The organism is Kribbella sp. CA-253562, assembly GCF_050942265.1.
Lineage (GTDB): Bacteria > Actinomycetota > Actinomycetes > Propionibacteriales > Kribbellaceae > Kribbella.
In genome coordinates this window covers 5405040-5416803 of record NZ_CP192049.1, presented here as the reverse complement: position 1 = coordinate 5416803, position 11764 = coordinate 5405040, and the positions used below count along the sequence as shown (strand labels likewise).

The 11764-nt window shown below is 69.1% G+C and carries 6 protein-coding genes; all 6 read left to right on the top strand.

Going from position 1 to position 11764, the window contains the following annotated elements; translation table 11 throughout:
* Positions 1-20 precede the first annotated feature (20 nt).
* The 6 genes from ACQPXM_RS25535 (at position 21) to ACQPXM_RS25510 (ending at position 11702) form a co-directional block, all read left to right on the top strand.
* Entirely contained in the window at positions 21-1529 is a 1509-nt protein-coding gene (locus tag ACQPXM_RS25535) for a sugar ABC transporter ATP-binding protein (RefSeq protein WP_432937653.1), read from the top strand.
* Positions 1529-2746 (top strand): ABC transporter permease, encoded by a 1218-nt coding sequence (locus tag ACQPXM_RS25530; protein ID WP_432937651.1) that lies wholly within the window; start codon positions 1529-1531, stop codon positions 2744-2746. Before ACQPXM_RS25535 ends, ACQPXM_RS25530 begins: the two co-directional genes overlap by 1 nt.
* Positions 2747-2790: 44 nt before the next feature.
* On the top strand, positions 2791-3858 hold the full coding sequence (locus ACQPXM_RS25525; RefSeq protein ID WP_432937649.1) for a substrate-binding domain-containing protein: 1068 nt from the start codon (positions 2791-2793) through the stop codon (positions 3856-3858).
* A 33-nt stretch (positions 3859-3891) separates the two neighbouring features.
* A complete protein-coding gene (locus tag ACQPXM_RS25520; protein ID WP_432937647.1) occupies positions 3892-5055 on the top strand; it encodes a Gfo/Idh/MocA family protein in 1164 nt (387 codons plus the stop codon).
* A complete protein-coding gene (gene xylA / locus ACQPXM_RS25515) occupies positions 5052-6212 on the top strand; it encodes a xylose isomerase (RefSeq protein WP_432937645.1) in 1161 nt (386 codons plus the stop codon). Before ACQPXM_RS25520 ends, xylA begins: the two co-directional genes overlap by 4 nt.
* Before the next feature lie 96 nt (positions 6213-6308).
* A complete protein-coding gene (locus ACQPXM_RS25510; RefSeq protein WP_432937643.1) occupies positions 6309-11702 on the top strand; it encodes a ThuA domain-containing protein in 5394 nt (1797 codons plus the stop codon).
* Positions 11703-11764: the final 62 nt, after the last annotated feature.

The window sequence follows — 11764 nt, the reverse complement described above, 5'->3', positions numbered from 1 at the left end:
TCAGTAGGAGAGGTGATGGGGTGGCCGACGAAGAACTGTTGCGGATGACCGGGATCGTCAAGGAGTTCCCAGGCGTCCGGGCACTGGACGGCGTCGATCTCGACGTCCGGCGGGGCGAGGTGCACTGCCTGCTCGGCCAGAACGGCGCCGGCAAGTCGACGCTGATCCGCGTGCTGACCGGCGCGCACCAGCCCGACCAGGGCACGATCGTTGTCGACGGCAAGCAAGTCGCGCTGAACAGCCCGACCGCCGCGATCGCCCTCGGCATCGCCGCGATCTACCAGGAGCTCGACCTGGTGCCCGACCTGACCGTGGCCGAGAACGTGTTCCTCGGCCACGAACCGGCCCGCTTCGGGCTGACCCGGCGGCACGAGGTGAACACCAGGGCGCGGGAGATCCTGACGGGCCTCGGCCACGGCGAGATCCCGGTCGGCCGGACCGTCGGGCTGCTCCCGGCCGCCGGTCAGCAGGTGGTGAGCATGGCAAGAGCGCTCTCCCGTGACGCTCAGCTGATCGTGATGGACGAACCGTCCGCGGTGCTCGACTCCGAAGAGGTCGGCAACCTGTTCCGGGTGATCCGCGGCCTGACGTCGCGCGGTGTCGCGGTCATCTACATCTCGCATCGGCTGGAGGAGATCCGCGAGATCGGCGACCGGGTCACCGTGCTGAAGGACGGCGCCACCGTGGCGACCGGCCTGGACGCGCGTCAGACGCCGACGTCCGAGCTGATCCGGCTGATGACCGGCCGCTCGATCGAGTACGTCTTCCCGCCCCGCGGCGAGGTGCCGCCGGACGCACCGACCGTGCTCGAGGTGACCGGCCTGTCCCGGCCGCGTGAGTTCGAGGAGATCGGTTTCGAGGTCCGGGCCGGCGAGATCCTCGGCCTGACCGGCCTGGTCGGTTCCGGCCGCTCGGAGATCCTCGAGACCGTGTACGGCGCGCGCAAGGCCGCGACCGGATCCGTCCGCGTCGACGGCACCGAGCTGAAGCCGGGCCGGGTCCAGGCGGCGGTGAAGGCCGGCGTCGGGCTCGCGCCCGAGGAACGCAAGAGTCAGGCGCTGCTGCTCGACGAGGCGGTCTACAAGAACATCACGGTCTCGACGATGCAGCGGTTCGCCAGCGGCGGGTTCCTCAACGGCGCCGCGGAGAAGAAGGCCGCCGAGGAGTTGACCAAGGCGCTGGACGTCCGCCCAGCGGGGGTGGAGCATCCGGTGCGCAACCTGTCCGGCGGCAACCAGCAGAAGGTCGTGCTGGCCCGCTGGCTGCTGCGGGACTGCCGAGTGCTGCTGCTGGACGAACCGACCCGAGGGGTCGACGTCGGCGCGCGCTCGGAGATCTACGCGCTGATTCGCAAGCTGGCCGCCAACGGGGTCGCGATCGTGCTGGTCTCCAGCGAGGTCGAGGAAGTGCTCGGTCTGGCCGACCGGGTCGTGGTGATGCGGGAGGGGCGGGCCGTACACACCGGTCCCGCGGTGGACATCGACGAGCACCGGGTCCTGGACCTGGTGATGGAAGGAAGTGCCGTGTGATGGGCGAGGAAGTCGCACGACCGGGGACGAACCCCGAAACACCGAACGGAAAGTCCTCCGTCCAGGACTCCGTTCCCAGCACCGCCGGCACGCCGGCGGGAGCGGGATCAGCCACCGGAACGGCCGGTGCCGGGTTGCCCGCCCAGGCGGCCCAGGGCCCGCGGGACGGACTGCCGGCCCAAGCGCTCGACGGCGGTACGGCGTCGACGCAGTCGACCACGACCCAGCCCGGGGCGCCACGGCGTACCGGTGGGGCGGCGATGCTGCGCAGCGGGATGGGCCGCAACGTCGGACTCGTGGTCGCGCTGGTGGTGCTGTGCATCGTCGGCGTCGCCACCTCCGGTGACACCTTCGCCACCGGCGCCAACGTCCTCACCATCCTGCGGGCGGCCGCGGTGATCGGCGTGGTCAGCATCGGCATGACGTTCGTCATCACCGGCGGTGGCATCGACCTGTCCGTCGGCGCGATGCTCGCGTTGTCGTCGGTCTGGGCCACCACGCTGGCCACCCAGCAGATGGCCACCGACTACGGCGTCATCTTCATGGTCACCACCGCGTTGCTGGTCGGTTCCGCCTGCGGCCTGGTCAACGGCCTGCTGATCGCCTACGGCAAGATCGTGCCGTTCATCGCGACGCTGGCGATGCTGGCCGGGGCGCGCGGTCTGGCCGAGATCATCTCCGACCGCAAGACCCAGATCATCACCGTCAACTCGTTCTTCGACATCTTCGGCGGCTCGGTGATCGGCGTGCCGGTGCTGGTCTGGATGTTCGTCATCGTCTCCGCGCTCGGCTGGGTGCTGCTCAACCGCACCACCTTCGGCCGCCGCACCTTCGCGGTCGGCGGCAACGCCGAAGCGGCCCGGCTGGCCGGCATCAAGGTCCAGCGCCACACCGTCGCCCTCTACGTGCTGGCCGGCCTGTGCTGCGGCATCGCCGCGGTCATGCTGATGGCCCGGACGACGACCGGAAGCTCCACCCACGGTGGACTGTACGAGCTGGACGCGATCGCGGCGGTGGTGATCGGCGGCACGCTGCTGTCCGGCGGCCGCGGCACGATTGTCGGCACCGTGTTCGGCGTCCTGATCTTCACCACGCTGAACAACGTCTTCACCCTGAACAACCTGAGCATCTCCGCGCAGTCGGTGGCGAAGGGCCTGATCATCGTGATCGCGGTCCTCCTCCAGCAGCGCCTGGCCGCCCGCGCCACCACACCATGAGTTCCGTTACCCCTGTAGAGCAGTTCGCACATTGGAGGACGACGATGTCCGCACGACCCGCGCGGTTCCTGACAGCACGATCCCTGAAGGTGGCCGGTATCGCCGGCCTGAGCTCGCTGGCACTGATCGCCTGCACCAGCAACACCCCGGAGGCCGAGAAGACCGCCGACAGCAACGCCACCCAGGCGGTGGGCGGCGGCAAGAACGACGAGCCGGGCCAGAAGGTGAAGATCGGCTTCTCCGCGCCGGCCGCCGACCACGGCTGGATGAGCGCGATCACCAAGGCCACCCAGGCCGAGGCGAAGAAGCTGTCCGACGTCGAGCTGGTGGTTGCCGAAGGCACCAACGACGTCAGCCAGCAGATCAGCCAGGTGGAGACCTTCATCAACCAGAAGGTCGACGCGATCGTGCTGCTGCCGTTCGACGGCGCCGCGCTCACCCCGGTCGCGATCAAGGCGATGGAGGCCGGCATCACGGTGGTCAACGTCGACCGTGAGTTCAGCAGCAACTTCGCGGCCCGGACCACCGTGCTCGGCGACAACAAGGGCATGGGCGTCTCGGCGGGGACCTACATCTGCCAGGAGATGAAGGGCAAGAAGGACGCGGTGATCGCCGAGATCGCCGGGATCGACTCGCTGCCGCTGACCCAGGCCCGCAGCCAGGGCTTCAAGGAGGCGCTGGCCGACTGCGGCCTGAAGGTCAACAACCGGGTCGCCGCCGAGTTCACCGTCGAGTCCGGTGAGAAGGCCGCCGCCAACCTGCTCCAGGCCGCGCCGAAGATCGACGCGATCTGGAACCACGACGACGACCAGGGTGTCGGCGTGATGGCCGCGATCAAGAACTCCGGCCGCAAGGAGTTCTTCGTCGTCGGTGGCGCCGGTTCGGCCAACGTGATGCGCGACATCAAGGCCGGCAACACGCTGATGCGGGCGACGGTCATCTACCCGTCCACGCAGGGTGCGGACGGCGTTCGGCTGGCCCGCCTGCTGGTGCAGAAGAAGGCGCTCGGCGACCTGGTCGAGGTCGAGGTCCCGCGCACCGTCCAGCTGTACGCACCGGTCGTCACCAAGGACAACGTCGACCAGTACCTGCCGTCCGCCTTCGAGAGCTGACCAACACCGCGAGAGCTGAGGAGTTCAGACAGTATGACGAACCTGGGCATCGGCCTGATCGGCTACGCCTTCATGGGGGCCGCCCACTCGCAGGCCTGGCGCAACGCGCCGCGCTTCTTCGACCTGCCGCTGCATCCGGACCTCAACGTCCTGTGCGGCCGCAACGCCGAGGCGGTGCGGGAGGCCGCGGGCAAGCTGGGCTGGAGCACGACCGAGACCGACTGGCACAAGCTGCTGGAGCGTGACGACGTCCAGCTGGTCGACGTCTGTACGCCGGGCGACAGCCACGCCGAGATCGCGATCGCCGCGCTCGAGGCCGGCAAGCACGTGCTGTGCGAGAAGCCGCTGGCCAACACCGTCGCGGAGGCCGAGGCGATGGCCGCCGCGGCGGAGAAGGCGGCGGCCAGCGGGATCAGGTCGATGGTCGGGTTCACCTACCGGCGGGTCCCGGCGATCGCGCTGGCCCGCAAACTCGTGGCCGAGGGCAAGATCGGCACCGTCCGGCACGTCCGGGCGCAGTACCTGCAGGACTGGATCGCCGACCCCGAGGCGCCGCTGTCGTGGCGCCTCGACAAGGACAAGGCCGGCTCCGGCGCGCTCGGCGACATCGGCGCGCACATCGTCGACCTGACCCAGTTCATCACCGGCGACCGGATCGCCGAGGTGAGCGGCCGGCTGGAGACGTTCGTCAAGGAACGTCCCAAGGCCGAGGCGCACAGCGGCCTGTCCGGTACGGCGAGCAGCGAGCGCGGTCCGGTCAACGTCGACGACGCCGCGGTGTTCATCGCCAACTTCCGCAGCGGCGCCCTGGGCGTCTTCGAGGCGACCCGGTTCGCCACCGGCCGCAAGAACGCGATCCGGATCGAGATCAACGGCTCGGCCGGCAGCCTGGCCTTCGACTTCGAGGACATGAACCTGCTGCACTACTACGACGCGACCGAGGACCCCGAGACCGCGGGCTTCCGGCGCATCCTGGCCACCGAGCCGGTGCATCCCTACGTCGCGGCCTGGTGGCCGCCGGGTCACCTGCTCGGCTACGAGCACGGCTTCACCCACCAAGTGGTCGACCTGGTCACGGCGATTGCCGAGGGCAAGGACCCGGAGCCGTCGTTCGCCGACGGCCTGCAGGTCCAGCGCGTCCTGGCGGCCGTCGAGGACAGCTCGAACTCCCGACAATGGCAGGAGATTCCAGAGTGAACGCATACACCCCGAGCAAGGCCGACAAGTTCTCGTTCGGTCTGTGGACGGTCGGCTGGGAAGGTGTCGACGTCTTCGGTACGGCGGTGCGCGCGCCGCTCGACCCGGTGCTGGCGGTCGAGAAGCTCGCCGAGCTCGGCGCCGCCGCGGTCTCGTTCCACGACGACGACCTGGTGCCCGACGACGCGCAGCGCCAGCAGATGCTCGAGCGCTTCACCAAGGCATTGGCCGACACCGGTTTGGTGGTCGAGATGGCCACCACGAACCTGTTCGCCCACCCGGTCTTCAAGGACGGCGGCCTGACCGCCAACGACCGTGACGTACGCCGGTACGCGCTGGCGAAGGTGCTGCGCAACGTCGACCTCGCGGCCGAGCTCGGCGCCACGACGTACGTGCTGTGGGGCGGCCGGGAAGGGGCGGAGTCGGGCGGTTCGAAGAACGTCCGGGCCGCGCTGGACCGGTACAAGGAGTCGATGGACCTGCTCACGTCGTACGTGCGCGACCAGGGCTACGACATCCGCTTCGCGCTGGAACCGAAGCCGAACGAGCCGCGCGGCGACATCCTGCTGCCGACGATCGGGCACGCGATCGCGTTCATCAACGACCTCGAGCACCCCGACCTGGTCGGCATCAACCCCGAGATCGGGCACGAGCAGATGGCCGGCCTCAACTACGCGCACGGCATCGCCCAGGCGTTGTGGCACGGCAAGCTGTTCCACATCGACCTCAACGGGCAGCACGGTCCGCGCTTCGACCAGGACCTGCGCTTCGGCGCCGGCAACCTACGGGAGGCGTTCTGGACCGTCGACGTGCTGCAGGGCGCCGAAGACCAGCCCGGGTACGACGGCTACGTGCACTTCGACTACAAGCCGCCGCGCACCGAGGACATGGACGGCGTGTGGGAGACCGCGCGCGCCTGCATGCGCAACTACCTGATCCTGCGCGAGAAGGTGGCCGCGTTCCGGGCCGACCCGGAGGTCGCCGAGGCGCTGGCCGTGGCACGCGTCGGGGACCTGTCGCAGCCGACGCTCGGTGCGGGGGAGTCCCTCGAGGAGTTGCGCAAGGCAACCTACGACCCGGACGCCCTGGCGGCTCGTGGCCTCGGCTTCGAGAAGCTCGACCAGCTGGCGATGGAGCACCTGCTCGGCGTCCGCTGAGCCACAACCGCAAGTAGCTGTACCAGGGCCGACGCCCGGGGACCCGCCCCGGAACCGATGGAGCGCGCACCTTATCCGACCCATAAGGAGCACCTCATGCACCAGCTACGCAGGCGCCTGCACGGCACGGTTGTCCGTGTCGTGCTGCTGGCGCTGATCGCCACCTTGGCGATCCCGCTCGGCGCAGTTCCGGCGCGGGCCCATCCGGGCCACGGCGACGAGACCTTCAACGCACTGATCTTCAGCAAGACCGCCGGGTTCCGGCACGACTCGATCCCGACCGGCATCCAGACCATCAAGGACCTGGCGGCCGCGAACAACTTCACCGTCACCGCGACCGAGGACGCGGCGATGTTCAACGACACCGAGCTGGCCAAGTACGAGGTGGTCATCTGGCTGTCGACCACCGGTGACGTGCTCAACGCGGACCAGCAGGCGGCGTTCGAGCGCTACATCCGCGGCGGCGGTGGTTACGCCGGCGTGCACGCGGCCTCCGACACCGAGTACGACTGGCCTTGGTACGGCAAGCTGGTGGGCAGCTACTTCGACAGCCACCCGCCCGGTACGCCGAACGCCGACGTCAAGGTCGAGGACCACGCGCACCCGTCCACCGCCGAGGCTCCGACCACCTGGAACCGCACCGACGAGTGGTACAACTACCGGACCAACCCGCGCGACTCCGTGCACGTGCTCGCCTCGCTGGACGAGAAGTCGTACACCGGCGGCAACATGGGCGCCGAGCACCCGATCGCGTGGTGCCAGGACTACGACGGCGGCCGCGCCTGGTACACCGGGATGGGCCACACGATCGCGTCGTACGCCGAACCGGCCTTCCGCGACCACCTGCTCGGCGGGATCAAGACCGCGGCGGGCGTCCAGCCGGCCGACTGCGGCGCGTCGCTGAGCGAGAGCTACCAGAAGGTCACGCTCGACGACGACACCTCGAACCCGATGGAACTGACCATCGCCAAGGACGGCCGGGTCTTCTACATCGACCGCAACGGCGCCGTGAAGATCGTCAAGACCGACGGCACCGTGGTCACCGCGGGCACCCTGAACGTCTACACCGGTCAGGAGTTCGGCCTGCTCGGCATCGCGCTCGACCCGGCCTTCGACACCAACGGGTTCCTCTACCTGTACTACTCGCCGGCCGGCACCGAAGCCTTCGACCGGGTCTCCCGGTTCAAGGTGAACGGCGACACGCTCGACCTGGCCAGTGAGAAGCAGGTCCTTCGCATCGACACCCAGCGGGCCCAGTGCTGCCACGCGGGTGGCGCGCTGGAGTTCGACAACAACGGCAACCTGTTCATCGCGACCGGTGACAACAGCAACCCGTTCGACTCCGACGGCTACACGCCGATCGACGAGCGGGCCGGCCGGGCGGCCTGGGACTCCCAGCGCAGCTCCGCCAACAGCAACAACCTGAACGGCAAGGTGCTCCGGATCCACATCGAGCCCGACGGCTCCTACACGGTGCCGGCCGGCAACATGTTCCCGGCCGGGACCGAGAAGACCCGTCCGGAGATCTACGCGATGGGCTTCCGCAACCCGTTCCGGATCGGCATCGACCCGACCACCAACCACCTGTTCGTCGCCGACTACGGTCCGGACGCCGGACAGGTCTCGCCGACGCGCGGCCCGGACGGCCGGGTCGAATGGGACATCCTGGACAAGCCGGGCTTCTACGGCTGGCCCTACTGCGTCGGCAACAACACGCCGTACAACGACCACGACTTCGCCACCGGGACCTCCGGGGCGACCTTCAACTGCAACGCGCCGGTGAACAACTCGCCGAACAACACCGGGATCACCCAGCTCCCGCCGGCGATTCCGGCCAGCCTGTGGATGGGCAAGTCCACCACCGGCGTACCGGAGATCGGTGGCAGTGGCGCGCCGATGACCAGTGGTGCTTACCAGTTCGACCCGGACAGCGACTCCGACCGCAAGTGGCCGCAGTACTTCGACGGCAAGGCGGTTTTCGCCGACTGGAACGACAGCCGGCTGTTCTCCGTGCAGCTGAGCGACGACCGGACCAAGGTCGCCGACGTGTCACGGATGCTGGGCAAGCTCAACTTCGTCCGGCCGCACGCGCTGCAGTTCGGCCCGGACGGCGCGCTGTACGTGATCGAGTGGGGCAGCGGGTTCGGTGGCAACAACGCGGACTCGGGCATCTACCGGATCGACTACGTGCAGGGCAACCGGGCACCGATCGCGCAGTTCAGCACCGACAAGACGTCCGGCCCGGTGCCGTTGACGGTCGCCTTCGACAGCACGGGATCACGTGATCCCGACGGGCAGCCGATCACGCTGGCGTGGGACTTCGACGGCAACGGGACGACCGACTCCACCGAGGCCAAGCCGACCCACACCTACACCACGGCCGGGGTCTTCACCGCCCGGCTGACCGTGACCGACAGCGACGGCCGGACGGCGGTCTCGAACCGCACCATCACGGCCGGCAACACCGCTCCGACGATCTCGATCGAGGCGCCGCTGGACGGCGGCTTCTTCGACTTCGGCGACACGATCCGCTACAAGGTGACCGTCACCGATCCCGAGGACGGCACGGTGAACTGCCAGGACGTGGTCACCCAGCCGGCGCTCGGCCACGACGAGCACGCGCACGGGTACGAGCTGTACCACGGCTGCGAGGGGACGTTCCCGCTTCCTGGTGACGAGGGGCACGTCGGCGCGAACATCTTCGGCATCGTGACGGTGAAGTACACCGACAAGGGTGCCCCCGGCACCGGTGCGATCACCACCGAGAAGGTCGTGCAGCTGCAGCCGAAGACCCGCGAGGCGGAGTACTTCAGCGAGACCGGTGGCCCGGGAGCGACGCCCGGCGTCCAGGTCGAGGACACCGGTGACACCGCCGGTGGCGGCAAGAACATCGGGTTCATCGAGGACGGCGACTGGTGGGGCTGGAAGCCGACCAACCTGACCGGGATCGACCGGATCGAGCTCCGGGCGGCCTCGCCCGACGCCGGTGCGACCGTCCAGGTCCGGCAGGGTTCGCCCACCGACGGGCCGGTCGTCGCTACCATCCAGGTGTCGCCGACGGGTGCCTGGCAGACCTACGGCAACTTCTCCGCGGCGGTCAGCGGTGCCTCGCTGACCAGCGGTCCGCTGTACTTCGTCAAGACGACGGGTCAGCTGAACGTGAACTGGGTGAAGTTCATCGGCAAGGGCGTCACCGAGAACCAGCGGCCGGTCGTCACGGCGTCCGCCTCGGTCGTGCAGGGCAAGGCGCCGCTGAAGGTGGACTTCACCTCGTCGGCGACCGACCCCGAGGGTGACGTCCCGTTGTCGTACGCGTGGAGCTTCGGCGACGGCGGGACCGGCACCGGTGCTTCGCCCAGCCACACCTACACGGTGGCCGGGACACACGTCGCGACTGTCACGGTGACCGATGCCCGTGGGGCGAAGGGCACCGCGAAGATCACGATCAAGGTGGACTCGCCGGCGGCGCCGACCTGTCTGACCGGACGGTCGGACGGCTTCGACGGTACGACGCTCGACACCGGCCGGTGGAGTGCGGTTGTCCGGGGCAACCAGGAGCTCTCGGTTGCCGATGGCAACTTGGTGCTGCCGCTGACCGCGACCGACATCTACGGCACCGGCAACACCGGTACGCCGAACATCGTGCTGCAGCCGTTGCCCGCCGGTGCTTGGCAGGCGACCGCGAAGCTGACGATGCCGGCCCGACTCGCCTACCAGCAGGCCGGGCTGATCGTGTACGGCGACGACGACAACTACGCGAAGATGGTGCTGCAGGGCCGGTCGACCGGTGCTCCTTCCGCGGCGGACCGGATCTTCCAGTTCATCCGTGAGGAGGCCGGTGCGCCGAACGAGGTGGCCGCGTCCAACACGGCGAACCTCGGCGCGGCGTACCCGGACACGGTGTGGGTCCGGTTCACCAGTGACGGCGCGAACCTGAAGGCGTCGTACAGCTCGGACGGTGCGACTTTCACCGAGATGCCGGAGACCAAGCAGTTGGCCGGGATCAGCAACCCCCGGATCGGCATGTTCGGGCTGGCCAACCGGACCGAGGCGCTGCCGTTGGCGGCGCAGTTCGACTACTTCAGCATCACGCCGGACGACACGGCCGAGGTTCCGGCCCCGGACGACGAGTTCACCGGTACGACGCTGGACGCCTGCCGGTGGTCCGCGATCGTGCGGCCCGACCCGGCGGCGTACCGGGTGACCGGGGGAGCGGTCGAGATCGACACCAGCAACGGCGACATCTACCAGGGCACGGCCACCAACCCGAAGAACCTGCTGCTGCAGCCGGCTCCCGACGGTGACTGGACGATCGAGACCAAGGTGGACGCCTCGGCCTTCGACGAGCGGTACCAGCAGGCCGGTCTGATGGTGTACGGCGACGACGCGAACTACGTGAAGCTGGACTACCTCGCGACCAACGCTCCGGGCTCCGCGGTGACGCGGGGGATCGAGCTGCGCAGCGAGGTGAACAACGCAATCGTCCAGCCCGCGCCGAACGCGCCGGCTCCGACGCAGGGAGTCTGGTACCTGCGGCTGGCCAAGAGCGGCTCGACGTTCACCGGGTCGTACAGCGCGGACGGGCTGGCCTGGACGGCCCTCCCGGCCGTGACCAACCCGGCGCTGGCCTCGGCGAGCTTCGGGATCTACGCCTACGGGGCCGACCAGCTGGCCTCGAAGACGGCGAAGTTCGACTACTTCAAGCTCGTCCGGGACACGGTCGCACCGCAGGTCAGCCTGTCGCTGAACCCGTCGGCGCCGTCCGGCCTGAACGGCTGGTGGACCGACGCGGTCGTCGCCACGGCGATGGCGACCGACAACCAGCCCGGGCAGGTGTACCTGGAGCAGAAGGTCGGCGACGGGGACTGGTCGGAGTACACCGCTCCGGTCACCTTCTCGACCGACGGGACGCATACCATCCAGGTGCGGGCCAGTGACACCGCGGGCAACGTGTCGGCGCCGGAGTCGGTGACGGTCAAGGTCGACCGGACCGCGCCGAAGTCGACGGTGACCGGCATGGCTGCCGGTGGACAGCTCGGGGTGGCCTCGGTGGTCGCGGTCTCGGCCACAGCCGAGGACGCGCTCTCCGGGCTCTCCGGCGTGACGCTGACCGTCGACGGGAAAGCGCTCCCGGCCGGCGGGAAGCTGGACGGGGTCGCGCTCGGGCTCGGTGCGCACGAGCTCGCGGCCACGGCCACGGACAAGGCGGGCAACACGTCGGTGACCAAGGTGCCGTTCACCGTGTTCTCGTCGTACGCCGAGGCGCTGAAGCTGGTCGAGCGGTACCGGATCGCCAAGACGTTGCCGCCAGCAACGGCCACGGTGATGAAGGTGCAGCTCACGCTGGCCGAGAAGCACGATCGCCAGGGCCGGGAGGCGGTCGCGGCGGTCGCGCTCGACCTGTTCCTGGCGCAGGCGCGCACGGTCCGGGACGTGCCGGCCCGGACCTTGCTGGTAGCTGTCGGGTCGGACCTGAAGCGGAAACTCTGACCCGATGAACACGTCGCTGTGCGGGATCGCACCCTGTCCGACGCGGAGAGGCGTGCAGGAGC